The sequence below is a fragment of the Shinella sp. genome (genome assembly GCF_035998705.1).
Taxonomy (GTDB): Bacteria; Pseudomonadota; Alphaproteobacteria; order Rhizobiales; family Rhizobiaceae; genus Shinella.
The window spans coordinates 73,414-100,345 of the sequence record NZ_DASYHH010000022.1 but is presented as its reverse complement, the minus strand read 5'-3'; the positions used below and the strand labels follow the sequence as shown (position 1 = coordinate 100,345).

Sequence of the window (26,932 nt, the reverse complement as noted above, 5' to 3'; positions counted from 1 at the left end):
CGCCTATTCCAGATGTGGCGACAAGGCAACAGAATTGGCCGGAGCGATGAATTTGCGACAAAGTCACTGGCAAATTGCGTCGTTTCAGGCTAACCAAGGCGCATCTACAACGCGAGAAGAGGGAGGATCATGATGGATACCATGCATCGACTGCGCCTCCCGGCTGGAATCACGCCTCTTCTCGCTTAGGCGCCTCGCCGCACAAAATCCCACCGCATACCTTATTCAATTCGCTGTGTGACGTTTTTCATCGCCGCGCGGCAGTCCTGCCGGAACTCCGTTCCTGACCGCGCCGTTTTGCGTCGTCCGTCTCGGTTCCGTCTTTATGTATTACGGAGAAAGCCATGTTCGGCTGGTTCGAAAGACGTTTGAATCCCTATCCTTCCGAGGCGCCCTCGCTGCCGCCGAAGGGCCTTTTCGCCTTCCTTTGGCACTATACCAGGCCCGCAGGCCTGTGGCTCTTCGTGCTCGGCTTCTGCTCCATGGTGCTCGGCATCGCGGAAGTGCTGCTGTTCCAGTTCCTCGGCAACATCATCGACTGGCTGTCGAACAGCGATCCGAACACGTTCCTGTCGCGTGAGGGCGGGACGCTGATCTGGATGGCGGCGCTGCTGCTCATCGTCATTCCGGGCGTGGGCGCGCTGCACACCATGACCATGCACCAGGCGCTCGCGGGCAATTTCCCGATGATCGCCCGCTGGCAGATGCACCGCTACCTGATCCGCCAGAGCATGACCTTCTTCTCCAACGAGTTCGCCGGGCGCGTCTCGACGAAGGTGATGCAGACGGCGCTTGCCGTGCGCGAGACCGTGATGAAGATCATCGACGTCTTCATCTATGTCGTCAGCTATTTCATCTCGATGATCGCGATCATCGCGTCGGCGGACCTGCGTCTCGTCGTGCCGCTGCTCGTGTGGTTCGTGGTCTATGTCTGCATCCTGCGTTATTTCGTGCCGAAGCTCATGGTGATCTCGCGCGAGCAGGCGGATGCGCGCTCGATGATGACGGGCCGGATCGTCGACAGCTACACCAACATCGCGACGGTCAAGCTGTTCTCGCATGCCGGCCGGGAGGAAACCTATGCCCGCGAAGGCATGGATGGCTTCCTGCAGACCGTGCACAAGCAGATGCGGCTCATCACGCTGTTCAACATCACGATCGACATCAACAATGTCGTGACGATGTTCTTCACCGCGGCGGTCGGCATCTATTTCTGGATGGCGGGCGACGTTTCGGTCGGCGCCGTGGCGGTGGCCGTCGGTCTTGCCATGCGCATCAACGGCATGTCGCAGTGGGTGATGTGGGAAGTGACCGCGCTGTTCGAGAATATCGGCACGGTCTATGACGGCATGGGCATGATGACCAAGCCGCACGACATCAAGGATGGTCCCGAAGCGCCGCCGCTGCCGGTTTCCAAGGGTGCCATCAGCTTCGATCACGTCCGCTTCCACTACGGCAAGAACAAGGGCGTGATCGAGGACCTGTCGCTGTCGATCGGTGCCGGCGAAAAGGTCGGCCTCGTCGGCCGCTCCGGTGCCGGCAAGACGACGCTGATGAACGTGCTCTTGCGGTTCTACGATCTCGAATCCGGCAAGATCACGATCGACGGCAAGGACATCGCGACGGTCATGCAGGACAGCCTGCGCTCGCAGATCGGCGTGGTGACGCAGGATACCTCGCTGCTGCACCGCTCGATCCGCGACAACATTGCCTACGGCAAGCCGGAAGCGACGGATGCGGAGATCATCGAGGCGGCCAAGCGCGCGAATGCCTGGGAGTTCATCGAAAGCCTCGTCGACCAGCAGGGCCGTGCCGGCCTCGATGCCCAGGTCGGCGAACGCGGCGTCAAACTCTCCGGCGGCCAGCGCCAGCGTATCGCGATCGCCCGTGTCTTCCTGAAGGACGCGCCGATCCTGGTGCTGGACGAGGCAACCTCGGCGCTCGATTCGGAAGTCGAGGCGGCGATCCAGGAAAACCTCTTCGCCCTCATGCAGGGCAAGACGGTGATCGCGATTGCCCACCGCCTCTCGACGCTGACGGAGATGGACCGGGTCGTCGTGCTTGAAAAGGGCCATCTGCACGAGACCGGCACCCATGCCGAACTCGTCGCCAAGGGCGGCATCTATGCCGACCTCTGGGCCCGCCAGTCCGGCGGCTTCATCGCCGACGACGCCGAAGCGGAAGTGGCGGCGGAGTAACCGGACAGAAGACACCCCTTTCCAGCAGAAGGGGTGTCTTCATTCCGTGCCGGCGCGTTTCGACGTCAGTTCGAGGCCGAGGGCGCGCATGACCGTCAACATGGATTTGAGGGTCGGATTGCCGTCGCTGGCGAGCGACCGGTAAAGCGCTTCCCGGGCGAGGCCGGTTTCTTCCGCCACCTTGCTCATGCCTTTGGCGCGCGCGACGACGCCAAGAGCGTGCGCGATATAGCCGGCATCGCCGCTCTCGAAAGCGTCCTTCATGAAGACGTCGACAGCTTCGTCGGAGGTCAAAGCCTCTGCCGGATCATAGCTGTGCAGTGTTTCGTTCATCTCAGTTGTCCAGTTGGGCCGCCAGTGTCTTGGCGGCCGCGATATCCCGTTTCTGGGACCCCTTGTCGCCGCCGCAGAGCAGCACGATGATCTCGTCGCACTCCGGCTAAATTGTAACTTAGATATTACAGCCCTGGCAAATTAAGGGAATTGATGGAGCGAGGGATATCCTTGGCACCTTTCCAATCTTTAATTTGTCCCCCGCCCAAAACCGCCTATATCGGAGGCATGATCTTCCGCACGCTCTTCTCCTGGTTCGAGAACTGGATTCAGCCCTTTGCGCGGCGGGATGACCTTCGACCGCCGCAGGGGCTGCTCGCCTTCATCTGGTTCTATGTCAGCCAGGCCAACGCGCCGTTTGCGGCGATGCTGGTGCTGGGCGGCATTACGGCGGGCATCGAGGCGGCGACGTTCTGGTTCGTCGGGCGGCTGGTCGATATTCTGGCAACGGTCAAGCCCGGTGACGGGTGGAGCGGGCTGATTGCGGCGCACGGGCCGGAACTGCTCCTGATGCTCGGCCTCATCGGCCTCGTGCGATTCGTCATCACCTTCCTGACGGCGCTGGTCGACCAGCAGGTCATCACTCCGGGCTTCTACAATCTGGTGCGCTGGCAGTCCTATGTGCATGTCGCGCGCCAGTCGCTCTCCTTCTTCCAGAACGATTTCTCCGGCCGAATCGTCACCAAGGTCTGGTCGGCGGGGCAGGCGACCGGCGACGTCATCACCTCCTTCATGGAAAGCATCTGGTTCGTGACGATCTACACGGCCTCGACGCTGGTCTTGCTCGGCGGGCTCGACTGGCGGCTCGCCGCCGTGCTCGCCGTCTGGCTCCTGGTCTTCTCGGTGCTCGCGCGCTACTTCGTGCCGCGCATCCGCGAACATTCTCGCCAGACCGCCGAAGCCGCGTCCATGCTCAGCGGCCGCATGGTCGATGCCTATTCCAACATCCAGACGCTAAAACTGTTCGGGCGCGACGACGCGAACGACCGCTACATGCGCAACGGTTTCGACATCTTCCAGACGACCACGCTGAACTTCACGCGCTTCCTCACCGGCGTGCGGGCGTCGATGGCGCTTGTTTCCGGCCTGATGATCGTCGCCATGGCGGTGCTGTCCATCCATCTCTGGCTCGGCGGCATTGCCAGCTCCGGCGCCGTCGCCTTCACCATGGCGCTGGTACTGCGGCTGAATTTCCTGCTCAACCGGCTGATGACGCAGTTGAACAGCATCATGCGCAATATCGGCACGATCCAGAATTCCGCCGACCTGATCTCCCAGCCGATCGGCCTCGTCGACGCGCCGGATGCAACGGAGATGAAGGTGACGCGGCCGGAAATCCGGTTCGAGAACGTCCGCTTCCATTACGGCCGCCAGTCCGGCGTCATCGACGACCTGACGCTGTCGATCCGGCCGGGCGAGAAGGTCGGCATCGTCGGCCGTTCGGGTGCGGGCAAGTCGACGCTGGTCAACCTGCTGTTGCGCTTCTACGATCTGGAAGGCGGCCGCATTCTCGTCGGCGGCGAGGACATTGCGCGCGTGACGCAGGAGAGCCTGCGCGCCAATATCGGCATGGTCAGCCAGGATACCGCGCTTTTGCACCGCTCGATCCGCGACAACATCCTGTTCGGCAATCCGGATGCCAGCGAGGCCGAGGTGATCGAGGCGGCGAAGAAGGCCGAGGCGCACGATTTCATCCTGTCTCTCGAAGACCAGCGCGGCCGCACCGGCTATGACGCCCATGTCGGCGAGCGCGGGGTCAAGCTTTCGGGCGGCCAGCGCCAGCGCATCGCGATCGCCCGCGTCATGCTGAAGGACGCGCCGATTCTCGTGCTCGACGAGGCGACGTCGGCGCTCGATAGCGAGGTCGAGGCGGCGATCCAGTCGAATCTCGAACGCCTGATGCGCGGCAAGACCGTGCTCGCCATCGCCCACCGTCTCTCCACCATCGCCGCCCTCGATCGCCTGATCGTCATGGATCGCGGTTCCATTGTGGAGGAGGGCACGCATGCGGAGCTCGTCTCGCGCGGCGGGCTCTATGCGGATCTCTGGTCGCGCCAGTCCGGCGGGTTCCTCGGCCATGAGGAAGCGGCGCAATAGGGCCGCAAAGCGTCGTTTCACGCCTCTCTTTTCAGACGGGAAGCGCTGGATGTTCAAGGTGATGGGGGTGGCTTGTCAAGATGCCCCGTTTTTCCCGCGACAATGTGCCCACCTCCCCTTGCCAAGGCTGGACATAATTTGCGATCAAGCATAGAACGCGCCGGATTGACGGGGAATCTATGGCCGTATTGTGTCCGGATCTGACCGGTTTCAAAGGGGCGTGGCGGTTTCCGCAGACATTGCGTGAGAGGATGGTTTAGCCGTGAGCGAACACGATACATCAAGCGAATCCCTGGGCGAGCCCACTCGCCGCGATTTCCTTTACTTGACCACCGGGATGGCTGGCGTCGTGGGCGGCGTAGCGGTTGCCTGGCCGTTCATCGACCAGATGCGGCCGGATGCCTCGACGCTGGCGCTCGGCGCCATCGATGTCGACGTCTCCAGCCTGACGCCCGGCATGTCCCTGACCGTCAAGTGGCGCGGCAAGCCGGTGTTCATCCGTAACCGGACGGACCAGGAAGTTGCGGAAGCCAAGGCCGTCGAGCTTGGCGACCTCAAGGACCCGGTTGCACGCAACGCCAATATCGCGACCGACGCCCAGGCGACGGACCTCGATCGTTCGGCCGGCGCGGGCAAGGAAAACTGGATCATCATGGTCGGCGTCTGTACCCATCTCGGCTGTATTCCGCTCGGCCAGGCCGGCGATTTCGGCGGGTGGTTCTGTCCCTGCCATGGTTCTCACTACGATACCGCTGGTCGTATTCGTAAGGGTCCGGCCCCCGAGAACCTTGCTGTGCCGACCTTCGCGTTCGTTACCGACACAGTTATCAAGATCGGTTGAGGGGACACCTGATAATGAGTGCTGATCATTCCACCTACCAGCCGACGACTGGCATCGAAAAATGGGTCGACTCGCGCCTGCCTCTGCCGCGCATGATCCATGACAGCTTCGTCTCCTACCCGGTTCCGCGCAACCTGAACTATGCCTACACCTTCGGCGCCATGCTGTCGGTGATGCTGATCGTGCAGATCCTGACCGGTATCGTTCTGGCCATGCACTATGCGGCCGAAACCACCGTCGCGTTCAACTCGGTCGAGAAGATCATGCGCGACGTGAACCACGGCTGGCTGCTGCGCTACATGCATGCCAACGGCGCGTCGTTCTTCTTCATCGCGGTGTACCTGCACATTGCCCGCGGCCTCTACTACGGTTCCTACAAGGCGCCGCGCGAAATCCTCTGGATCCTCGGCGTGGTCATCTACCTCTTGATGATGGCGACGGGCTTCATGGGCTACGTTCTGCCCTGGGGCCAGATGTCCTTCTGGGGTGCGACGGTCATCACCGGCTTCTTCTCCGCCTTCCCGTGGGTCGGCGAGTGGATCCAGCAGTTCCTGCTCGGCGGCTTTGCGGTCGACAATCCGACGCTGAACCGCTTCTTCGCGCTGCACTACCTGCTGCCCTTCATGATCGCCGGCGTCGTCGTCCTGCACGTCTGGGCGCTGCACGTCACCGGTCAGACCAACCCGACCGGCGTCGAGGTGAAGTCCAAGACCGATACCGTCGCCTTCACGCCCTATGCGACGCTGAAGGACGCTCTCGGCGTCTCGGTCTTCCTGATCATCTTCGCCTGGTTCGTCTTCTACATGCCGAACTATCTCGGCCATCCGGACAACTACATTCCGGCCGACCCGCTGAAGACCCCCGCCCACATCGTTCCGGAATGGTACTACCTGCCGTTCTACGCGATGCTGCGCGCCATCACCTTCAATGTCGGCCCGATCGACTCGAAGCTCGGCGGCGTCCTCGTGATGTTCGGCGCGATCATCGTGCTGTTCTTCCTGCCCTGGCTCGATACGTCGAAGGTTCGTTCCGCCGTCTATCGCCCGTGGTACAAGCTGTTCTTCTGGATCTTCGTGGCCAACGCCATCCTGCTCGGCTGGCTCGGCGCCATGCCGGCAGAAGGCATCTACGTCATCCTCTCGCAGCTCGGCACGCTCTACTACTTCGGCTTCTTCCTCGTCATCATGCCGGTCCTCGGCCTGGTGGAGACCCCGAAGCGCATTCCGAATTCGATCACGGAAGCGGTTCTGGAAAAGAAGAACGCCAAACTGGCCAAGGCCTGAGAGCGGGGACTAGGAACCATGACAATGAAAAAGCTTGTTGCAGGCCTTCTGTCGCTCGCACTCGTCGCCGGTCTCGGCGTTTCCTTCGCCACGGCGGAAGAGGCAGCGCCTGCCGCCGGTGCAGAGGCGGAACACGCCACGCCGCACTACCCGATGCATAAGCCGAAGGAACAGGACTGGTCGTTTGCCGGCCCGTTCGGCAAGTATGACAAGGGCCAGCTCCAGCGCGGCCTGAAGGTCTATACCGAAGTCTGTTCGGCCTGCCATTCGATGAGCCTTGTGGCCTTCCGCACGCTGGAAGACCTCGGTTACTCGGAGGCACAGGTCAAGGCGTTCGCCGCGAATTACGAAGTGCAGGACGGCCCGAACAGCGATGGTGAGATGTTCACCCGCAAGGCCGTTCCGTCCGACCACTTCCCGTCGCCCTATGCCAACCACGAGGCGGCTGCCGCTTCGAACAACGGTGCGGCGCCGCCGGACTTCTCGCTGATCGCCAAGGCGCGCGGCATCACCCGTGGCTTCCCGCAGTTCGTCTTCGACATCTTCACGCAGTACCAGTCCGGCGGGCCGGATTACATCTACTCGCTGCTGACCGGCTACGACGAAGAGAAGCCGGCGCATCTCGAAGTCGCCGAAGGCACGCACTTCAACCCGTACTTCGCCAATGCCGCCGCGCTCGCCATGGCCAAGCCGCTCTCCGACGACCAGGTCACCTATGACGATGGCTCGCCGCAGACGGTCGACCAGTACGCGCACGACGTCGCCGCCTTCCTGATGTGGGCCGCAGAGCCGCATCTCGAAGAGCGCAAGCGCACCGGCTTCATGGTCATGATCTTCCTGGTGATCTTCACCGGCCTGATCTACCTGACGAAGAAGTCGGTCTACGCAAACAAGGAACACTGAGCAGTCTGACTGCTTGGATGAAAGGCGGCCTCCGGGCCGCCTTTTTTGTTGAGGGCCGGCGCCTCACCTGCAATAACCGGGGACAAGCCCTCCGCAGTCGGGAATCCCAATGTCCACGCTCGAAAACGAACTCGTCGCCGCGATCCGCAACATTCCGGATTATCCCAAGCCCGGCATCATGTTCCGCGACATCACCACGCTGCTCGGCAATCAGCGCGCGTTCCGCCGCGCGGTGGACGAGCTGGTGCATCCCTATGCGGGCATCGGCATCGCCAAGGTCGCGGGCATCGAGGCGCGCGGCTTCATCCTCGGCGGTGCCATGGCGCACCAGCTGTCGACCGGCTTCGTGCCGATCCGCAAGAAGGGCAAGCTGCCGCACGAGACCGTGCGCATCGCCTACAGCCTGGAATATGGCGTGGACGAGATGGAAATGCACAAGGACGCCATCAAGCCCGGCGAGAAGGTGATCCTCGTCGACGACCTCATCGCCACCGGCGGCACGGCGGAGGCGGCGGTGAAGCTGCTCCGCCAGATCGGCGCCGACATCGTCGCAGCCTGCTTCGTCATCGACCTGCCGGATCTCGGCGGGCGCAAGAAGCTCGAAGCGCTGGATGTGGAAGTGCGGACACTGGTGGCGTTCGAGGGGCACTGAGGCTTACGGTTCACCCCCTCTGCCCTGCCGGGCATCTCCCCCTCAAGGGGGGAGATCGGCTAGATGCAGCGTCACCACTTCAATATGACGCCGATGAAGGGCGAGACATTGCCCCATCCAATCTCCCCCCTTGAGGGGGAGATGCCCGGCAGGGCAGAGGGGGGTAAACTCTTGCTCTACCTTAGACGAATTCCAGCACCGTGCTTTCGAACCGGATGACCGGCTCGCCGTTCTGGTTCTTGCCCGCACACAGGATCGTGTTGACCAGGCGGCCGGCGCGCGAGGTGAGTTCGCGGGAGGCCAGCAGGGTCACCGAATAGGTGATCGTGTCGCCGGCGAAGACGGGCTTCAGCCAGCTCAGTTTCGTAAAGCCCGGGGAGGGGCCGAGGTTCGGGGGCGTGATGCCTTCGCGGGCGAGCCGCTTGCATTCGCCAAGCCAGAACGGCACGAAGCATTTCATCCAGCCGGCGCTGGAATGCCAGCCCGAGGCGCAGAGGCCGCCGAACAGCGCCTGTTTCGCCAGCTCCTCGTCGAGATGGAAGGGTTGCGGATCGAAGCTTTCGGCGAAGCGGATGATGTCATCCGCGGTGAAGGTGAGGCTGCCGATCTCGACCGTTTCGTTGAAGGGGTAAAGCTCAGCCATTCGCATGGGCGGCCCCTTCCGTCGGTGCGCGGCGCATCATGTTGACATATTCGCTGACGGCCACGATCTCGCCGCGCTGGTTCGTCACCTCGGCGCGAAAGCGCACGATGCCGATCTCCGGGCGCGAGCGCGAGGCGCGGGCGTCCAGCACCACGCAGTGGCCGCCGAGCGTGTCGCCGGCAATGACAGGCCGCTTCCATTCCATGAGGTCCACGCCCGGCGAGCCTTCCGAGGTCGAGCCGTTGATATAGGCCTCGTAGAGCATGCGCATCATCACGGCGCTGGTGTGCCAGCCGGAGGCTGCAAGCCCGCCGAGAATGCTCGCGCGGCCGGCCTCCTCGTCGAGATGCATGGGCTGCGGATCGAATTCCGCCGCAAAGGCGATGATCTCGTCTGCGGTGAGCGTCCGCCCGGCAAAGTCGAAGCGGCGGCCCGGCGTGAAATCCTCGAAGGACAGCGGCGTGTCCGTCATGGCGAGCTCCGGGGCGTGTTACGTGTTGAAGCGGAAGTGGATGACGTCGCCGTCGTGCACCACATATTCCTTGCCTTCGTCGCGGCCCTTGCCGGCTTCCTTGGCGCCGACTTCGCCCTTGTAGGCGATGTAGTCGTCATAGGCGATGGTGAAGGCGCGGATGAAGCCGCGTTCGAAATCCGTGTGGATGACGCCGGCGGCCTGCGGCGCCTTAGTGCCGCGCACGATGGTCCAGGCGCGGGTTTCCTTGGGGCCGACGGTGAAATAGGTGATGAGGTCGAGCAGGTGATAGCCGGCGCGGATGAGCCGGTCGAGGCCCGCTTCCTCGAGGCCGAGCGCCGAGAGGAATTCCGTCGCTTCCTCTTCCGGAAGCTGGGCGACCTCGGATTCGATCGCGGCCGAGATGATGACGCATTCCGCACCCTGTTCCTTCGCCATGGCGGCGACGGCCTCGGTATGCGCATTGCCGGTCGAGGCGTCGGCTTCCGAAACGTTGCAGACGTAGAGAACCGGATGCGAGGTCAGCAGGTTCAGGCCCTTCAGGACCTCGATCTCTTCCGGCGCCAGCGTCTTCAGCAGCAGGCGGGCCGGCTTGCCCTCGTTCAACAGCTTGACCACGGCTTCCATGATCGGCAGCTGCGCGAGCGAATCCTTGTCCTTGCTGGCGGCACGCTTGCGGGTCTGCTCGACGCGGCGCTCCAGGCTTTCGAGGTCGGCGAGCATCAGCTCGGTCTCGATCGTGTCGGCGTCGCCGACCGGGTTGATGCGGCCCTCGACATGGGTGATGTCGTCGTCCTCGAAGCAGCGCAGCACGTGCACCACCGCATCGACTTCGCGAATGTTGGCGAGGAACTTGTTGCCGAGGCCTTCACCCTTCGACGCGCCGCGCACGAGGCCGGCAATGTCGACGAAGGAGATGCGCGTCGGGATGATTTCCTTGGAGCCCGCGATGGTCGCGAGCGCCTTCATGCGCGGGTCCGGCACGGCCACTTCGCCGGTGTTCGGCTCGATGGTGCAGAAGGGATAGTTTGCCGCCTGTGCCGCCGCCGTCTTGGTCAGCGCGTTGAAGAGGGTCGACTTGCCGACATTCGGCAGGCCGACGATACCGCATTTGAAACCCATGGAAGTGGTCCATTCGTCTTGGAAAATCGTTGCCCCCGCTATGGGGGAAGGACGCGGCAGGGTCAAGAGCGCAGGGTCTTGAACTGTCGTCCCGTGCAGTGCACAATGGTGGCCTGACACCGCTCGAAGGCAACTCGCAAGGAGGCTTCCGATGAGCAATGGTGACGTTACCCTCACCCCGAAGATCGACACGAAGCCGAAGCTCGAACGGCCGAAGCTCTACAAGGTCATCCTCGTCAACGACGACTACACGCCGCGCGAATTCGTCGTGCTGGTGCTGAAGGCCGTCTTCCGCATGAATGCGAATGCGAGCCAGCGCGTGATGATCACCGCGCACAAGCTCGGCACCTGCGTGGTCGTCGTCTGCGCCCGCGACATCGCCGAGACCAAGGCGAAGGAGGCGACGGACCTCGCCAAGGAGGCGGGTTTCCCGCTGATGTTCCAGACGGAGCCGGAAGAGTAGGCTTTCACGCGATATCAGCGGTTTCTGTCGAACATGCCGCCGTGTTCACTCGCCCTTGTTGCCGAGCAGCTTCTTCAGCATCTCCGCCATCGGCCCGGTCGTCGGGAGAATTTTCGGCTGGGCGTGGTTGCGGGCCGGGCGGATGTGGGACTGGGCGGCGGGTTTTTGCGCGGGCGCTTTTTCCCCGTCCGGCTTGCTGCCGGTGGCGAGCGCCAGCTTGTTCATCAGCTGCGAATCCTCGCCGCGCACCAGCATGTCGGCATTGAGGGCTAGTTCATCGAGCAGCGGGTCGAGCCAGACATGGTCTGTTTTCGCGAAATCGCCGAGCACGTGGTTGGTCACGAGTTCCTTGACGCCGGGATGGCCGATGCCGAGGCGTAGCCGCCGGTATTCGCGGCCGCAATGGGCGTCGATCGACTTGATGCCATTGTGGCCGCCATGGCCGCCGCCGGTCTTGATGCGCGCCTTGCCGGGGGTGAGGTCCAGTTCGTCGTAGATCGCGACGATGTCCTTTGGTTCGAGCTTGTAGAAGCGCATCGCCTCGCCGACGGATTCGCCCGACAGGTTCATGAAGGTCTGCGGCTTGACCAGCAGCACCTTTTCACCGGCAATTTCGCCTTCGGAAATTTCTGCCTTGAACTTCTTCGACCAGGGCGAGAACGGGTTCTTGCGGTGGATCGCGTCCACCGCCATGAAACCGATATTGTGGCGGTTGCCCGCATATTTTGCGCCCGGATTGCCGAGCCCGGCGATGATCAGCATGGAAGGATCCGTCAAAACGATCTGTTGTCGCCTTCACCACCGCGAAAGCGGCCGGAAGTCAACTGTTGAAGATCATTTCTTTACGTCGTTTTCCGCCGTGCGGGTGCCCGACGGCAGGCCGTAGGCGGTGAAGATGCGGTCCTGCTCGCCGCTCTTGATCAGCGTGTCCAGCTCTGCCTGAAGGCGTTTGATCAGCGCCGGCGGCGTGTCCTTGTGGCAGGCGATGCCGTAGATCTGGCCGGCCAGCAGCATGGCTTTTTCCACCGGCAGTCCGTCTTTCACCATCCGCTCATAGGTCTTGATGGAAGTCGGCATGAGATCGATGCGGCCGGTCAAGAGCTTGCGGACGGTGATGTCGATGTCGGTTGCCAGATCGATGTCCCTGAAGCCGATCAGTTCCAGCGCCTCGACGGCGAAGTCGCCGCGCTGCGAGCCGACCTTCAGTTCGCGCGCCTTGACGATCGTCAGTTCATCGTATCTTTCGCCCTTTCGCTTCAGGAGAACCATCCGGTCCTCGAGCAGCGGACTGACCCAGGCGAAGCGGCCGGCACGCGCGCGGTTATAGCCCGCCGTGAAGACGCAGTGCATCGGCTGGTTCTCGGCCATGGCGAAGGCACGCGCCCAGGGCATGATGTCCAGCGTGTAGTCGATGCCGGCCGCCTTGGCGATCGCCTCGACCTGGTCGACCGCGATGCCGGTGATCTTGCCGTTCTTCGTATAGTTGAAGGGGGCGTATTCTTCGGTAACGAAATGCAGGGTTTCGGCATGCGGCGCGGAGAGGGGGGCGAGCGACAGGCTGAGCGTCAAGAACAGCGTCTTCATCGTCTCGTCCTCGTTCCTCGTCAGGAGGCGGCGGCCAGGCGCTCGGACCTGGTCGGCATCGTGAATTCGTCGAGCTTTTGAAGCAGCGCGTCAAGCGGCAGCGGCCGGCTCAGCAGGTAGCCCTGGCCGAATTCGATGTTCATCGCCTGGAGGATGTCCCACTGTTCCTCCGTCTCGATGCCCTCGGCCACGACCGCGCAGCCCATCTGGTGCGAGATGGTGCGGATGCCCTCGACCAGCATGCGGCTCTTGCGGCGCACGTCCGGCTGGTCGGAGGAAAGCGAGCGGGTGAAGGACTGGTCGACCTTGACGATATCGACGGGGAAGCGGTTGAGGTAGGAGAGCGAGGAGTAACCGGTGCCGAAATCGTCGAGCGCGATGCGGCAGCCGAGTTCGGACAGCGCAGCGAGCACGTCGCGCACCACCGGGTTGTCGAGCATCAGCACGGCCTCGGTGATTTCCACGACGATGCGCGAGGGCGTGACGCCGTGTTCGAGGAGCAGGGCGGCAAGGCGGTTCGGCAGGACCGGCTCGAACTGCAAGGGCGAGAAATTGACCGCGAGATAGGCATCGCACAGTCCGTCGAGCTTCGAGATGACGGCGAGGCTGGCGATGGATTTCGACAGGATGCAATCGCCGATGCGGCCGATCGAGCCGTTCTCCTCGGCAATGCCGATGATCTCGGCCGGCGGCAGCAGGCCGCGCTCGGGGTGGTTGAGGCGCATCAGCGCCTCGAAGCCGGCGACGCGCCCGTCGGACAGGCAGACGATCGGCTGGAGATAGGCGGTGAACCAGTCTTCGCGCAGGCCCTGGTCGATGAACTGCTCGGTTTCCAGGCGCTTGCGGGCACTGTCGACCATGTTGCTGTCGAAAAGCTGCACGCCGTTCTTGCCGTCGCGCTTGCGCGCATACATGGCCATGTCCGATTTTTGCAGCAGGCAGGCGGCGGTGGCGGCATGGTCGGGATAGATCGCGACGCCGACGCTGGCGCTGACATTGAGCTCGGCGCCGTTGACGACCAGCGGTGCGCGCAGGCTTGAAACCAGGCGTTCGCTGACATCCAGGGCGAGCTGGCGGGCGTTCGGCGCGGAAAGCAGGATGGCGAATTCGTCGCCGCCGAGCCTGGCGATCCGGTCATTGGTGCGCAATTGCCGGCGCAGGCGCATCGCCACCTGGCACAGCACGTCGTCGCCCGCCGCATGGCCGAGATTGTCGTTGATCCACTTGAAGCGGTCGAGATCGACGAAGAGGCAGGCGAGTTGGTGGCCGAGCGTGTCGACCTCGCCGATCAGTTCGTCGAGCACGCCCTCGAAGCCCTGGCGGTTGAGCAGGCCCGTCAGATGGTCGGTGATCGCCTGGCGGTGGTTGCGGTTTTCCGCCTCCTTGAGGTCGGTGACATCGGTCATGACCGAGAGCGACAGCGCCTGGCGGCCGGTGCTCGCCTCCGTGCCGGTTTCGAGGATCAGCACGTCGATCACGCTGCCACCGGCGCAGCGGAAGCGCACGGTCACCTCACAGATGCCGGCCTCCGACTTGTTGGTCGCGTGGCGCTTGCGATAGGTTTCGCGCCATTCCTCGGCGACGAAATCGGTGAATTCCTGGCCGATGACATGCTCGCGGCGATAGCCGGTCGCGGTCAGCCAGTAGTCGCTGACGGCGGTGATGCGGTTCGCCGCATCGATGGAAAAGAGCATGGCGGGGGTGAGGTTGTAGATGTCGGTGGCGCGGGTATGCGCCAGCTTCAGCTCGATTTCCTCGCGCTCCAGCTTGCTCTGCATCTCGTTGAAATTATGGGCAAGCGCGCCCATCTCGTCGTTCGAGGTCCAGTCGACATGGTGGCGCGAGCCGAGCCGCCGTGTCGCCTCGATCGCCGCCGTCAGGCGCATCAACGGGCGGATGATGGTGATGCGGTTGCCGATGATGGCGGCGGTGAAGAGCGTTGCCACGGCGAAGAAGAAGATGGCGAAGATGCCCATCTCGTCCTTCGTGAAGCGCGAGAACAGGCCCTCCTTGTGGATCCAGATCTCCGCCGAGCCGACCTTCTTGATGCCGTCGCTCGCCCTGTAGAGGATATCGGTCTTGACGATGGAGCGCGCGTCGTTCGGATCGGGGCTGAGATCCGGCTTGCGGATGTCGATGACATCCGACGTATCGCGCACGCGCACGAAACTGATATCGGCATTCGCCTGGAGCGTGCCGACGATCTGGTCGATGCTGTCCTTGTCGAAATCCCACAGCGGTTTTCCGAGCGCCTGCACATTGGCCTTCAACAGCACTTCGGTGTTTTGCAGGCGCTCGCGCGCCACGCGGTCGGACGACAGGATGAGGAACAGCACGAAGAGCGGTGCGACGAAGACGAGCAGGGCGCCGATGACGATGGCAATGAAGCGGCTCTCCACCGAATGCATTTTCATGCCGGTTGCCCCCCTGCCGTGATGCGAAGCCAGCCCATAGTGCCCCTCTTAGGCTTTGTCGTTCTTCTGGGCTTAGCCTTTCATCAAAGTCTTAAATGTTGCTGAAATGTCGATCCGGAAAAGTGCTGATAATTCAAGCTTCCCGCAAGGGTAGTGCGTGCCTGCGGACAAAGAAAAACCCCGCATCCGGGCGGAGGCGGGGTTTTTCGAGAAGGATCCCGACAGAAGGGATTATTCTTCCGTAGCTTCCACTTCGTCTTCTTCCTTCACGCCAGCAGCCGGAACGGCGATGGTGGCGATCGTGAAGTCGCGGTCGGTGATGACCGGGCTCGTGCCCTTGGGCAGCTTGATGTTCGAGATGTGGATGCCGTCGCCGACCTTGAGGCCAGCGAGGTCGGCCGTCAGGAATTCCGGAATGTCGCCGGCCGAAGCATGCAGCTCGACGGCGTGGCGTACGATGTTCAGAACACCGCCGGCCTTGATGCCCGGGGACTTCTCTTCGTTGACGAAGTGAACCGGCACTTCGACGACGACATGGGTGTCGCCCGAAACGCGGAGGAAGTCGACATGCATGGTGAAGTCGCGGACCGGATCAAGCTGGTAGTCCTTCGGGAGCACCTTGATCTTCTCGCCGTTGACGTCGATCGTGGCGACCGTCGTCTTGAAGCCGCCGGCGTGGATACGCTGGGTGACGTCCTTGGTCGAGATGGCGATCGAAAGCGGGGACTGCTTGTCGCCATAGATAACTGCAGGAATAAGACCGTTGCGGCGAAGTTCACGGGAGGACCCCTTACCAACCCGTTCGCGCGTTTCGGCCTTGAGCTCGTAAGTGTCGTGGCTCATGGCTTAACCTTTCGTGTGTTACTGGAGAGCTTTGCGCAGGCGGAGTGAACCGCGGCTGCGTAAAACTTGAGGATTTTTGAAAGCCTCATCCGCATTGCCTCCAAGGGTGTCTGTGCGGACGGGGGCTCGATAAACGAGAATGCCCGGAAATGCAAGGCCTGCGCCCCGATTGACCCCGCATTGACATGGTGCGGTCACGATTGGATGTTGGGTATAGACCAGATCGGCGAAGGAGACCACGATGCGACGACAGATCCTGATGGCCTCGGCCGCCCTTGCGCTCGTCTGCGCAAGCCCTGCTCTGGCACAGGAGGTCTCGCCGTCGCAGGCCGAGAGCATCCAGCAGAAGCTGACGCGCTACCTGCCGCAGGACATGATCGACGCCGGCCTGGTGACGGTCAAGGCCGCCAGTTCCTTCTACGAATTACGCTTCAATCCGACGGTGCTCGTCGACAAGGCGAGGACCGGCGCCGTGAAGGTCGAGGGGCTGAAGCCGATAATGGCCTATCTGCGGCCGATGCCGGAAGGCACCTATCGCATCGAAGCGAACGAGAGCTTCGATATCAAGGGCTCCGTCGATGCCGCGCCCGGCAAGAACTCCTTCACCTATCTCGTCGAGTCGATGAAGCTCGACGGCATCTACGATCCGGAAATCCTCTATTTCACCTCGGCCGACTGGACGACGAAGCGCATCGCCTTCACCAGCACCTCCGAACAGGAGAGCGTGACGGCGAGTTTCGACGAGATGGCGATGCGCCTTGCCGCCGAGAAGAAGGAACCCGGCACGCTCGACATCACGAGCACCGGCGTGATGAAGGCCTTTGCCGAGACGATCACCGGCGGGCCGAGCGGCCGCGTCGATATCGGCGCGGACACGGTCGATATCGACGTGAACCTGGACGGCGCACGCTACAAGGTGATGCAGGACCTCGTGTTCTTCGTGCTCGACAACATGAACAAGAAGGAACTGGCGGCCCCGGATGCGGCGCGGCTGAAGGAGCTGCTGCGCGCCTCCATGCCGATCTTCGACAACCTGACGGAGACGATCAAGGCTTCGAACGTCACGGTCGGAACGGACAAGGGCACGTTCGGGGCGGACGCCGTCAGCTACAATCTCGACATGAACGGCATTGCGCACTCGACCCGTTTCGGTTTCGGCTTCGACGTGGAAGGGCCGAAGCCGCCGGCGGGCGTGCTGCCCGCGGCCTTCGCGGAGGCGCTGCCGGAACGCGCGACCTTCAAGGCGGCGGTCACCAATCTCGACCTCGCCGGCGCTGTCACCTATCTCATCGACAATGCGGACTTCACCAAGTCGGAGCCGCTGACGGAAGCGCAGAACAAGGAGATCGGCCGCATCGTCCTGCCCGACGGCACGATGACCGTCGAATTTGAAGATGTCTCGGCGGTCTCGCCGATCTACGACGTGCACCTGTCGGGCACGATGCTCGTTTATCCCGAGCAGAAGGATCGCCACAGCGCCGACGTGACGATCACCATGCGCGACTTCGACAAGACGGTCGCCTACCTCCAGAAGAATGCGGCCACCGTGCCGCAGTTCGGCCAGGCGGCCTTCGGGCTCCTGATGATGAAGGGCCTGGCGCGCGATGGCGGCGGCGGCGCGCAGGTCTGGGACCTCAAGGTCGGCGAGGACGGCAAGGTGCTGATCAACGGCCAGCCGTTGCCGTTCCAGCAGTAGCGGTTCAGCCGCGGCGCTTCGCGGTGAACCGGGCGAGCGCCAGCATCAACCCGCCGGCGACCAGCCCCCAGAAGGCGCCGGAAATACCGGCAAAGGAGACGCCCGAGGCGGTGACGAGGAAGGTCACCGCCGCCGCCTCGCGTCCCTCGATTTCCTTGAAGGCATTGAGCGCGGAATTGGCGAAGGCGCTGATCAGCGCGAGGCCGGCGACGGCCTGGATGAGGATCGGCGGGGCGAGGGCGACGAGGGCCGTGACCGCGCCGACGAAAGGGCCGAACACCACATAGCAGACGCCAGCGACGATCGGCGCCCAATAGCGTCTCTTCGGGTCCGGATGGGCGTCGCTGCCGGCGCACATGGCGGCGGTGATGGCGGCGAGGTTGACGGCGTGGCTGCCGAAGGGCGCCGACAGCAGGGAAAAGACGCCGGTGGTGGCGAAAAGGGGAGCGGGAGCGGGTTCGTAGCCGTTGACCTTCAGCACGGCGATGCCCGGAATGTTCTGCGAGGCCATGGTGACGATGAACAGCGGCAAGGCGATGCCGACGAAGCCCGCGACGGTGAAGATCGGCGTCACGAATTCCGGGTTCGGCACCAGCGAACCGGCTAGGCCGGCGAGCGCCTCCGGCGGCACCTCGACGCCGAAGGCGAGCACGGCGATGAAGGCGGCAAGCGCCGCCGGCACCGCATAAAGCCGGTTGAAGGCGCCGACGATTGCCCAAGCGAGCACGATCGGCAGGCCGAGCAAGGGATTGAAAGTGATCGCCTTGGCCGGGGCGAAACAAAGCCCGATCAGCACGCCGGCAAGCATGGCATTGGCAAGCGACGCGGGAATGGCGGCGACCATGCGCCCGAGCGGCTTCCACAGGCCGGCAATGACGATCAGCAGGCCGCAGACGAGAAAGCCGCCAACCGCCGTCTGGAAACCGCCCTCGATGGGCCCGGAATTGGCAAGCAGGGCGGCACCCGGCGTCGACCAGGCGATGGCGATGGGAAGCCTGGTCACGGCGCTGAGCAGGATCATGCTGACGCCGAGCGCCACGCAGACGGCCATGAGGCCGGATGTGGCCTGCGCCTCCGTGGCGCCGACGCCGGTGAGGCCGTGCAGCACGACGGCGAAGGAACTGGCAAAACCGACGAAGGCGGTGAGGATGCCCATGAAAAGGGCCTGGGCGGAAAAATCACGAAGCATGATGAAAATCGGTCATGGAAAGGGAGGCGCAGTCGTAACAGGCGGCGCAGGGCTTGGAAACAGCCTTGTCGCGGTAGCGCTCCGTTGCCACATCATGGCTTCGACTTTGGTGCTGCTGGACCAGCCGGCAGAAACATGGCTATAGTCGCCGAGCGTTGTATTCCAATGCGACGATCGGTCGGAAGCCCTCGGGGAGGAGAGCGGATGCCTGCGCGTTTCGATCACGCGGATCATGTCCAGACCGTTGCGGCCCATGCCTCGGCTGCGGCGAGTTCGCCCGTTGCCGCCTCCTGGCGGCGCTGCCTCACCCTGCACGGTCTTTCGCCGGAAGAGGCGCGCGTGCCGTGGCGGCTCACCGAATCGGAATTCCGCCAGGCCCGCGTCCGTTCCAGCGCCCTCATCGAGGAAGCATCCGGCGAGATCGACCGGCTGTTTGCCACCGTCGGCAAGGCGGGCTGCTGCCTGCTCCTGACGGACGAGAACGGCATCGCGCTGGAGCGCCGGGGGGCAGCCGGCGATGATCGCGATTTCCGCGGCGTCGGGCTCTGGTCCGGCACGGTCTGGAGCGAGGCGAGCGTCGGTACCAACGGCATCGGCACGGCGCTTGCCGACGAGCGGCCGGTGCTGATCCTGCGCGACCAGCATTTCCTCTCGCAGAATACCGGGCTTTCCTGCACGACGGCGCCGATCCGTGACCATACCGGCCGCATCGCCGCCGCGATCGACATCTCCACCTGCCGCGACGATGCCAACGACATGACCATGTCGATCCTTTCGCAGGCCGTGCGCGACGCTGCCGCGCGCATCGAGGCGGGGCTGTTCCGCCGCGCCTTTGCCGCCGCCCGCATTCTGCTCGTGCCTGTCGATGGCCGCGCGGCGCCGGCGCTTCTTGCCGTCGACCGCGACGATCTCGTGCTCGGCGCCACACGCGCCGCGCGCCAGTTCCTGGGCCTCGACGACCGGCGCATCGCCGCCGGCGTTCCCGCTTCCGATCTCCTGCATGAGAACCGGGCGGAGGAGGGCGGCGACCTCGACGACGCCGAGCGCGCAGCACTTCGCCGTGTGCTTTCGCGCGCCGGCGGCAATGTCAGCCAGGCGGCCGACCAGCTCGGCATCAGCCGCGCAACGCTGTACCGCAAGATGAAAAAGCTCTCGATCAACTGATGCTGCACCGCAGCACAGCCTGTCGCATCGCTCTGTCTCAATTCTGAAACAGTCCCCGCCGCCATCGCCGGCACGCCCCTATCATGAACGCGCGAAGCGCAGCACCATCCTCCCCGACGGCCCATAAGGGGCCTTTTCGTGGGAGGAAAGACCATGCTGCATCAGAAGATCGTCGAAAATCCGTACAAGACGAAGTACGGCAACTTCATCGGCGGCGAATGGAAGGAGCCGGTCGCCGGCCGCTACTTCGACAACATCACGCCGATCACCGGCGGCAAGCTGTGCGAGATCGCGCGCTCCGACGCCGCCGACATCGAGCTCGCGCTCGACGCCGCACATGCCGCCAAGGACAAGTGGGGCCGCACCTCCGCCACCGAGCGCTCCAACATCCTCATGAAGATCGCCCAGCGCATGGAGGACAATCTCGACCTTCTCGCCCGTGCGGAAACCTGGGACAACGGCAAGCCGCTACGCGAAACCATGGCGGCCGACATTCCGCTCGCCATCGACCATTTCCGCTATTTCGCCTCGTGCGTCCGCGCGCAGGAAGGCTCGATCGGCGAGGTCGACCATGAGACCATCGCCTATCACTTCCATGAGCCGCTCGGCGTCGTCGGCCAGATCATTCCCTGGAACTTCCCGATCCTGATGGCGACCTGGAAGCTCGCCCCGGCGCTCGCCGCCGGCAATTGCGTCGTGCTGAAGCCCGCCGAACAGACGCCGTCCTCGATCCTGCTCTGGGCCGAACTCGTCGGCGACCTGCTGCCGGCCGGCGTGCTCAACATCGTCAACGGCTTTGGTCTGGAAGCCGGCAAGCCGCTCGCCTCCAACCCGCGCATCGCCAAGATCGCGTTTACCGGCGAGACGACGACCGGCCGCCTGATCATGCAATATGCCAGCCAGAACCTCATTCCCGTCACGCTGGAGCTCGGCGGCAAGTCGCCGAACATCTTCTTTTCCGACGTGATGAACGAGGACGACGACTATCTCGACAAGGCGCTCGAAGGGTTTGCGATGTTCGCGCTGAACCAGGGCGAGGTCTGCACATGCCCGAGCCGCGCGCTGGTGCACGAGAAGATCTATGATCGTTTCATGGAAAAGGCGGTCAAGCGCGTCGAGAAGATCGTGCAGGGCAACCCGCTCGACATGGCGACGATGATCGGTGCGCAGGCATCTTCCGAACAGTTGGAAAAGATCCTGTCCTACATGGATATCGGCCGGCAGGAAGGTGCCGAAGTGCTGACCGGCGGCGGGCGCAACGAACTCGAAGGCGACCTTGCCGGGGGCTATTACGTCAAGCCGACCATCTTCCGCGGGCATAACAAGATGCGCGTCTTCCAGGAGGAAATCTTCGGGCCGGTCGTTTCGGTCACCACCTTCAAGGACGATGCGGAAGCGCTCGAAATCGCCAACGACACGCTTTACGGCCTCGGTGCCGGCGTGTGGAGCCGCGATGCCAACCGCTGCTACCATTTCGGCCGCGACATCCAGGCCGGCCGTGTCTGGACCAATTGCTACCATGCCTATCCGGCCCACGCCGCCTTCGGCGGCTACAAGCAGTCGGGCATCGGTCGCGAGACGCACAAGATGATGCTGGACCACTACCAGCAGACCAAGAACATGCTGGTCAGCTACTCTCCCAAGGCGCTCGGCTTCTTCTGAGCGACCGCCTTCCTTCTCCCCTCTGCGGGGCGAAGGCAACAGAAGGGCGGACCGGGGCTTGCCCCACCTTGCCCAACCGCCCGACCCTCTCCCCCAGCGGGGAGAGGGTACGCTTTTGGAGGAGAGCCGCATGACCGAGACGACTGGCGAGCCGCGCGTGGTGGCGACCGATGCAGCGCTTGCGCTAATCCGGGAAATCCAGGCGGATTATCCGAAAATCCTGTTCCACCAGTCCGGCGGTTGCTGCGACGGCTCCTCGCCGATGTGTTACCCGGCGGACGACTATATCGTCGGCGACCGCGACGTGAAGCTCGGCGAGATCGGCGGGGTGCCGGTCTACATCAGCGAGAGCCAGTTCGGTGTGTGGCAGCACACGCAGCTCATCATCGATGTCGTGCCCGGCCGTGGTGGCATGTTCTCGCTCGACAATGGCCGCGAGAAACGTTTCCTCACCCGCTCGCGCCTGTTCGGCGGCGGCAAGGCCTGTCCGTTGCCGGGGCGTTGAAGCTGAAGAAAACCCTCGCTCCATCCCCAACGTCATCCTCGGCCTTGAGCCGAGGATCCATCAGCACGTTCGGAGGGTGGATGGTCGGGTCAAGCCCGACCATGACGGAGGAGAGGTTTGGCGGACTGTGTCAGCAGTCTGACCCGCGGTAACGGCGGGCTTGTCGTTTCATATAATGACGTTCTCAGCGCACCGGGCATTGACCGGGCTTCATGACGCGGAAGCCGGCGGCTTCGGCCGAGCAGGCATTGCCGAATTCCTTCAGATCGTCACCGCGGCGGCCGCAGACCGGGTTGAAGTCCATCGTGCAGGCGCGCTGGTCGCGCGGCCGCTCGCGGTCGCCCCGATTGTCCCGGTCACGATCGCGCTCCCGGCGGTCCCTGTCGTTGCGATTGCGATCACGGTCGCGGATCTGGTCTCTGTCCCGGTCTGGGTGGCTCCAGCCGTCGCGGTCCTGATTCTGGTCCCGCCAGCCGACATTGTCGCGATCCGGGCGACGGAACTGGCATCCGCCGCGGCCGATGATGCCGAAGCCGCTGGCGCGGGCTTCGCAGGCATTGGCGAAGGTTTGGCGGTCACGGCCGCGCTCGCCGCAGACCGGCGCATATTCGCGCGTGCACATTTGCGGCGGACGCGGATTGTAGCCGCCGCCGCCCTGGTCGACCTCGACCGAGCAGGCCGCAAGCGTGCCGGCGGCGAGAAGGATGGCGAAGCGGCCCGCCAGCCGGCGGAAGAATGGCGATATCGAAATCATGGATTTCCCCTCCAGAGCAATTCCAGCAAAAGTGTGTAGCGGTTTTGCGTCCGGAATTGCGCAAACGCTCTACGAATCTCGGGGGAACTTAGCGCATAAAGCGAGGAGCCGGTATCGGCCGCCGGCAAAAATCGAAACGGCGGAAAATCAGTCGAACAGGCTCGAGACCGATTCTTCCGCGCTGGTGCGGTTGATCGCCTCGCCGAGCAGGTTCGCCGTCGAGATGACGCGGATGTTGTGCGCCGACTGGACGGAAGTGGTCGGCTGGATCGAGTCGGTGATCACAAGCTCCTTGAGCTTGGAGGACGTCACGCGGGCCACGGCACCACCGGAGAGCACGCCGTGCGTGATATAGGCCGTGACGCTGGTCGCGCCGTTCTTCAGGAGCGCTTCGGCCGCGTTGCACAGCGTGCCGCCCGAATCGACGATGTCGTCGATCAGCAGACAGTCCTTGCCGGTGACGTCGCCGATGACGTTCATCACTTCGGATTCGCCTGCGCGTTCACGGCGTTTGTCGACGATCGCCAGCTGGCAATCGAGACGCTTGGCGAGCGCACGGGCGCGCACCACGCCGCCGACGTCCGGCGAGACGACCATGACGTTTTCGAGATTGTAGTTTTCCTTAACGTCACGCGCCAGGATCGGCACGGCGTAGAGGTTGTCGGTCGGGATGTCGAAGAAGCCCTGGATCTGGCCGGCATGCAGGTCGAGCGTCAGCACGCGGTCGGCACCCGCCTCGGTGATGAGGTTGGCGACGAGCTTTGCCGAGATCGGCGTGCGCGGACCGGGTTTGCGGTCCTGGCGGGCGTAGCCGAAATAGGGGATCACGGCGGTGATGCGGCGCGCCGAGGAGCGGCGCATGGCATCGATCATGATCAGCAGTTCCATCAGGTGGTCGTTGGTCGGGAACGAGGTCGACTGCACGACGAACACGTCTTCGCCGCGCACGTTTTCCTGGATCTCGACGAAGATTTCCTGGTCTGCGAAGCGTCTGACCGTGGCACGGCCGAGCGGGACATTCAGATAATTGCAGATCGCTTCGGCCAGAAGCCGGTTCGAATTGCCCGCGAAAACCTTCATCTATGGTCCGCCTGTGCTTATGCTGATGGGGGGCCTTTTACCGGCAATGCCTGCGAATGCAAGGGCTTTGCCGTATGGGAAAAGCGTTTCTTCGCATTTGCCTGTGATTAAACCCCGGACGTGCTTAACCGCGCGTGGCGCCGCGCCAGTCGAGGTACTCACGGATCGTCTTCTGGGCGATGCCCTCCATCGTGCGCGCCGGCACGGCCGCCCAAGGATCGGATGCCGTGCCCGAGACACTTTCCTGCCCCTGGATGCGGTGAAGCCGCGCGCCGCTGCCGTCGAGCACGTCCCAGACATAGACGACGGTCGTCTTGCCGTTGTCGTTCATCGCGGAGAAGTAGCCCTTCAGGATGTATTTGCTGGAATTGTCGGAGGCGCTGCGGATCGTAAGCCCGTTGGTGCGCGCTTCCGCGCCAAGGCGCTTGGAGAGCGGCGTGACCGCCTCGACCGGCGCGCCGATGATCGGCAGGAAGCGGATCGTCTCGCCGGCTCCCGCAGCGGTCGGAACGGCCGCGATCTCTTCGGCGCCGACCGAGGTTTCCGCTGCCAGCGAGCGTTGCGCGGTGGTGCGGGCAAGGGCGGCGTCGGATTGCGTCGTGTCGCGCCGCGTGCCGCTGTTGCGGGCGAGCGCATCGGCCTGGGCCTCGAGCGTTCCGGCGGTGTCCGCGCCGGTCGAGGTGCCGTTGCCGTTTGACGGGGTGAACGCGGTTTCCTGCGTGGTGGTGGTCGTGGTGACCGGGGTCGACTGCGCGCTCATCTGGTCGAGGTCGTTCTGTGTGACGGGCGGCGAGTTGAAGCTGCCGCCGCCGACATCGACCTGTGGCGTCAGCGCGTCCGTGCTGTTGCAGCCGGCAAGGGTGGCAATGAGGCCGATCAGTGCCAGCCGCTTCATCAGCTCCTGCATCATTTTCGTCCGTGTCCTGTGGGAGGCATTTTGCCTCCTTCGTCCCCGCACTGATTTATGGGTGGCGCCCGATAGCCTGTCAATTGCGGGATCTTGTGGGCCTGCACCGGCCCCGTCAGACTTCGATGAAATCCAGTCCGTAGCGCGACAGCGGTTTCGGCGTGTCCGTCGTCGTGAGGTAGGTCTGGCCGAGCGTCATTGCGGTGCCGGTGTCGGAATCGAGAATGATCGTGTGCACGAAGAGCGACATGTTCGGCTCGATCTCCTGCGGATTGCCGAGCAGGAACATCTGCTGGTCCATCCAGGAAGGCGCAAAGCGCGCGCCGACCGAGTAGCCGCAGGTGTTCAGCCGGTGGCGGGCAAGGCCGCGCTCGTCGATGAGGCGGGCGAAGGTCTCGAAGACGGTGCCGAAGGTGTTGCCGGGGCGCAGCACCATCTCCATCGCCTGGATCGCCTCGCGGCAGGCGCTGTAGAGTTCGCGGTGCCGGTTGGACGGCTCGCCGATGAGGGCGGTGCGCATCATCGGCGCATGGTAGCGGGCGCTGACGCCGGCCCATTCGAGGGTCAGCTGGTCCTCGGCATCGAGCCTGCGCCGGCCGGATTTCGAGCGGCAGAGCAGCGCGTCGGCGCCCGAGCCGATGACGAATTCGTTGGCGGGATAATCGCCGCCGCCGGCCAGCACCGCGCCCTGCAGGGCAGCCAGGATCGCCGCCTCGTCGCCGCCGGGAACGATCAGCGGCAGGGCTGCCGCCAGCGCATCGTCGGAAAGGGCCGCGGCACGCTCGACATAGGCGATCTCGGCCGGGCTCTTGATGAGGCGCAGGCGGCTGACGATCGCCGAGGCGTCGACGATCTGGCCGAAACTCTGGAGCTGGTTGTCGATGAGGCGCGCGTTGCGGCCGGTCAGGCCATGCGTGTCATATTCCACGCCGATGCGGCAGCCGAGCAGGTCGAGGTCGGAAAGCAGGTTCTTCAGGTCCATGGTCGGGTCCGCATTGACGCGGTCGACCCAGATCTCGATTTTTTCGATGTTGGAGGTGTGGCGGGCCTGGCGCAGGTCCGCCGAGCGCGTCAAGAGCACCATCTCGCCGTTCGCCTTGACGACGAGCGTCTGGAAGAAACAGTAGCCGAACGTGTCGTAGCCGGTCAGCCAGTACATGCTCTCCTGTGCGAAGAGCAGCATGGCCTCGATCTTCTCCTCGCGCATGCGGGATGTCAGGCGCTGGAGCCGATTGGCGTATTCCTCGGTGTCGAAGTGAAGGGCCATGGCGGTGTTCTCCCGTCCTAATCAAATCTGTGGGCTTTACGCCCTTATCATGATCGCCGAAATCTGGCGTCCGTAATCGGGCTCCTGCCGGTGCGTCGTGCGCCGGTAGGAGAAGAAGCGATCCTCGTCGGGATAGGTGCAGATATCGAGGTTTTCTGCCGTCACCCCGGCGTCGGTGAGCCGCTGCGTCGTCAGTCCCGGCAGATCGAACATGGCGTGGCCGGGTTTTTGCGAGGGCGTGAAGAAGCGCTCGTAGGCCGTGTCGACGGCGAGGAAGCGCTCCACGAATTCAGGCCCGACCTCGTAGTTTTCGCGCCCGATCGAAGGGCCGAGGCTGGCGAGGATGTTTTCGCGTTTCGCACCGAGCGCTTCCATCGCGGCAATGGTGTTTTCCAGCACGCCATAGAGCGCGCCCTTCCAGCCGGCGTGCGCGGCGCCGACGATGCGCGCCTCAGGGTCGCAGAACAGGATCGGGCCGCAATCGGCCGCCAGCACACCGAGCACGATGCCGGGTGTGGCGCTGACCAGCGCGTCGGCCTGTGGTCGGGCGCCGTCATAGCTGTCGTCGACCACGACCACGTCGGGCGAATGGACCTGGTGCACGGTCGCGAGCCTTTCCGGCCCGACGGCGAACCAGCGGGCGACGCGGGCGCGATTCTCCTCGACCTTGCCGCGCTCGTCCTTCGAGCCGAGGCCGACATTGAGGCCGCGATAGATGCCCTTCGACACGCCGCCGGCCCGGGTGAAAAAGCCGTGCTGCGCCGCATAACCGGCGCGTTCAGCCAGCAGCGGGCTTTCGATCGGGGAGGGGAGCGCTGGGTCCTGCATGGTCTCTCGGCTTGGCTTGGAAACGGGCTGCC

The 26,932-nt window shown here is 63.7% G+C and carries 25 protein-coding genes; 11 read left to right on the top strand and 14 right to left on the bottom strand.

The genetic code is table 11. The features are described 5' to 3' along the window. Nucleotides 1-344: 344 nt before the first annotated feature. Nucleotides 345-2,198, top strand: a complete 1,854-nt coding sequence (locus VGN93_RS17110) for an ABC transporter ATP-binding protein (protein WP_327508385.1) — start codon at nt 345-347, stop codon at nt 2,196-2,198. 39 nt (nt 2,199-2,237) lie between these two features. Here VGN93_RS17110 and VGN93_RS17105 read toward each other — a convergent pair whose 3' ends face one another. Beyond that, entirely contained in the window at nt 2,238-2,531 is a 294-nt protein-coding gene (locus VGN93_RS17105) for an addiction module antidote protein (protein WP_327508384.1), read from the bottom strand. A 228-nt stretch (nt 2,532-2,759) separates the two neighbouring features. Between VGN93_RS17105 and VGN93_RS17100 the strand changes: the two genes are divergently transcribed. From VGN93_RS17100 to VGN93_RS17080, 5 genes are all read left to right on the top strand, one after another. Beyond that, nucleotides 2,760-4,628 (top strand): ABC transporter ATP-binding protein, encoded by a 1,869-nt coding sequence (locus VGN93_RS17100; protein WP_327508383.1) that lies wholly within the window; start codon nt 2,760-2,762, stop codon nt 4,626-4,628. A gap of 262 nt (nt 4,629-4,890) precedes the next feature. Further along, nucleotides 4,891-5,469 (top strand): ubiquinol-cytochrome c reductase iron-sulfur subunit, encoded by a 579-nt coding sequence (gene petA, locus VGN93_RS17095; protein WP_319322736.1) that lies wholly within the window; start codon nt 4,891-4,893, stop codon nt 5,467-5,469. Between the two features lie 14 nt (nt 5,470-5,483). Beyond that, nucleotides 5,484-6,752, top strand: a complete 1,269-nt coding sequence (locus VGN93_RS17090) for a cytochrome b (RefSeq protein ID WP_319322734.1) — start codon at nt 5,484-5,486, stop codon at nt 6,750-6,752. A 24-nt stretch (nt 6,753-6,776) separates the two neighbouring features. Then, complete coding sequence (locus tag VGN93_RS17085; RefSeq protein WP_319322732.1) at nt 6,777-7,655, top strand: cytochrome c1; 879 nt, start codon at nt 6,777-6,779, stop codon at nt 7,653-7,655. A gap of 109 nt (nt 7,656-7,764) precedes the next feature. After that, nucleotides 7,765-8,307 (top strand): adenine phosphoribosyltransferase, encoded by a 543-nt coding sequence (locus VGN93_RS17080; RefSeq protein ID WP_327508382.1) that lies wholly within the window; start codon nt 7,765-7,767, stop codon nt 8,305-8,307. Between the two features lie 181 nt (nt 8,308-8,488). On the opposite strand, the gene VGN93_RS17075 is transcribed toward VGN93_RS17080, so the two are convergent. From VGN93_RS17075 to ychF, 3 genes are read right to left on the bottom strand one after another with little or no spacing between them, the layout of a single operon-like run. Then, a complete protein-coding gene (locus tag VGN93_RS17075; RefSeq protein ID WP_327508381.1) occupies nt 8,489-8,956 on the bottom strand; it encodes a MaoC family dehydratase in 468 nt (155 codons plus the stop codon). Next, a complete protein-coding gene (locus tag VGN93_RS17070; RefSeq protein ID WP_327508380.1) occupies nt 8,943-9,422 on the bottom strand; it encodes a MaoC family dehydratase in 480 nt (159 codons plus the stop codon). Before VGN93_RS17070 ends, VGN93_RS17075 begins: the two co-directional genes overlap by 14 nt. An 18-nt stretch (nt 9,423-9,440) precedes the next feature. Then, nucleotides 9,441-10,544 carry a redox-regulated ATPase YchF gene (ychF, locus tag VGN93_RS17065; RefSeq protein ID WP_327508379.1) on the bottom strand — a complete coding sequence of 368 codons (1,104 nt, stop codon included), beginning with the start codon at nt 10,542-10,544 and terminating at the stop codon, nt 9,441-9,443. Nucleotides 10,545-10,695: 151 nt separating this feature from the next. Between ychF and clpS the strand changes: the two genes are divergently transcribed. After that, nucleotides 10,696-11,007, top strand: coding sequence for an ATP-dependent Clp protease adapter ClpS (gene clpS / locus VGN93_RS17060; RefSeq protein WP_327508378.1), 312 nt, complete (start codon nt 10,696-10,698; stop codon nt 11,005-11,007). Nucleotides 11,008-11,052: 45 nt separating this feature from the next. Here clpS and pth read toward each other — a convergent pair whose 3' ends face one another. The 4 genes from pth to VGN93_RS17040 all read right to left on the bottom strand — a co-directional run bounded on the left by pth (nt 11,053) and on the right by VGN93_RS17040 (nt 15,848). After that, on the bottom strand, nt 11,053-11,769 hold the full coding sequence (gene pth / locus VGN93_RS17055; RefSeq protein WP_327508377.1) for an aminoacyl-tRNA hydrolase: 717 nt from the start codon (nt 11,767-11,769) through the stop codon (nt 11,053-11,055). A gap of 72 nt (nt 11,770-11,841) precedes the next feature. Beyond that, nucleotides 11,842-12,591: a substrate-binding periplasmic protein gene (locus VGN93_RS17050; protein WP_327508376.1), complete on the bottom strand. Its 750-nt coding sequence runs from the start codon at nt 12,589-12,591 to the stop codon at nt 11,842-11,844. A 20-nt stretch (nt 12,592-12,611) separates the two neighbouring features. Continuing rightward, nucleotides 12,612-14,999, bottom strand: coding sequence for a putative bifunctional diguanylate cyclase/phosphodiesterase (locus tag VGN93_RS17045; protein WP_327508900.1), 2,388 nt, complete (start codon nt 14,997-14,999; stop codon nt 12,612-12,614). A gap of 237 nt (nt 15,000-15,236) precedes the next feature. Beyond that, complete coding sequence (locus VGN93_RS17040) at nt 15,237-15,848, bottom strand: 50S ribosomal protein L25/general stress protein Ctc (protein WP_319322721.1); 612 nt, start codon at nt 15,846-15,848, stop codon at nt 15,237-15,239. A gap of 241 nt (nt 15,849-16,089) precedes the next feature. Here VGN93_RS17040 and VGN93_RS17035 point away from each other — a divergent pair, with 241 nt between their 5' ends. Then, on the top strand, nt 16,090-17,544 hold the full coding sequence (locus tag VGN93_RS17035) for a hypothetical protein (protein WP_327508375.1): 1,455 nt from the start codon (nt 16,090-16,092) through the stop codon (nt 17,542-17,544). 4 nt (nt 17,545-17,548) lie between these two features. On the opposite strand, the gene VGN93_RS17030 is transcribed toward VGN93_RS17035, so the two are convergent. Further along, on the bottom strand, nt 17,549-18,733 hold the full coding sequence (locus tag VGN93_RS17030) for a benzoate/H(+) symporter BenE family transporter (RefSeq protein ID WP_327508374.1): 1,185 nt from the start codon (nt 18,731-18,733) through the stop codon (nt 17,549-17,551). A 204-nt stretch (nt 18,734-18,937) separates the two neighbouring features. Here VGN93_RS17030 and VGN93_RS17025 point away from each other — a divergent pair, with 204 nt between their 5' ends. The 3 genes from VGN93_RS17025 (at nt 18,938) to VGN93_RS17015 (ending at nt 22,064) form a co-directional block, all read left to right on the top strand. Then, on the top strand, nt 18,938-19,897 hold the full coding sequence (locus VGN93_RS17025; RefSeq protein WP_319322714.1) for a helix-turn-helix domain-containing protein: 960 nt from the start codon (nt 18,938-18,940) through the stop codon (nt 19,895-19,897). Nucleotides 19,898-20,050: 153 nt separating this feature from the next. Then, nucleotides 20,051-21,559, top strand: coding sequence for an aldehyde dehydrogenase (gene adh / locus VGN93_RS17020; RefSeq protein WP_319322712.1), 1,509 nt, complete (start codon nt 20,051-20,053; stop codon nt 21,557-21,559). Between the two features lie 130 nt (nt 21,560-21,689). Further along, nucleotides 21,690-22,064 carry a DUF779 domain-containing protein gene (locus tag VGN93_RS17015; RefSeq protein ID WP_327508373.1) on the top strand — a complete coding sequence of 125 codons (375 nt, stop codon included), beginning with the start codon at nt 21,690-21,692 and terminating at the stop codon, nt 22,062-22,064. A gap of 184 nt (nt 22,065-22,248) precedes the next feature. Here VGN93_RS17015 and VGN93_RS17010 read toward each other — a convergent pair whose 3' ends face one another. The 5 genes from VGN93_RS17010 to pgeF all read right to left on the bottom strand — a co-directional run bounded on the left by VGN93_RS17010 (nt 22,249) and on the right by pgeF (nt 26,900). Then, complete coding sequence (locus tag VGN93_RS17010; RefSeq protein WP_327508372.1) at nt 22,249-22,818, bottom strand: Kazal-type serine protease inhibitor; 570 nt, start codon at nt 22,816-22,818, stop codon at nt 22,249-22,251. A 147-nt stretch (nt 22,819-22,965) separates the two neighbouring features. Then, the gene (locus tag VGN93_RS17005) at nt 22,966-23,898 is read right to left on the bottom strand and encodes a ribose-phosphate pyrophosphokinase (RefSeq protein WP_256117499.1); all 933 of its coding nucleotides are present in this window, start codon (nt 23,896-23,898) and stop codon (nt 22,966-22,968) included. A gap of 124 nt (nt 23,899-24,022) precedes the next feature. Next, nucleotides 24,023-24,805 carry a hypothetical protein gene (locus VGN93_RS17000; protein ID WP_327508899.1) on the bottom strand — a complete coding sequence of 261 codons (783 nt, stop codon included), beginning with the start codon at nt 24,803-24,805 and terminating at the stop codon, nt 24,023-24,025. Nucleotides 24,806-24,920: 115 nt separating this feature from the next. After that, the gene (locus VGN93_RS16995; RefSeq protein WP_319322705.1) at nt 24,921-26,072 is read right to left on the bottom strand and encodes a Xaa-Pro peptidase family protein; all 1,152 of its coding nucleotides are present in this window, start codon (nt 26,070-26,072) and stop codon (nt 24,921-24,923) included. 36 nt (nt 26,073-26,108) lie between these two features. Continuing rightward, nucleotides 26,109-26,900, bottom strand: a complete 792-nt coding sequence (gene pgeF, locus VGN93_RS16990; RefSeq protein ID WP_327508371.1) for a peptidoglycan editing factor PgeF — start codon at nt 26,898-26,900, stop codon at nt 26,109-26,111. Nucleotides 26,901-26,932 lie beyond the last annotated feature (32 nt).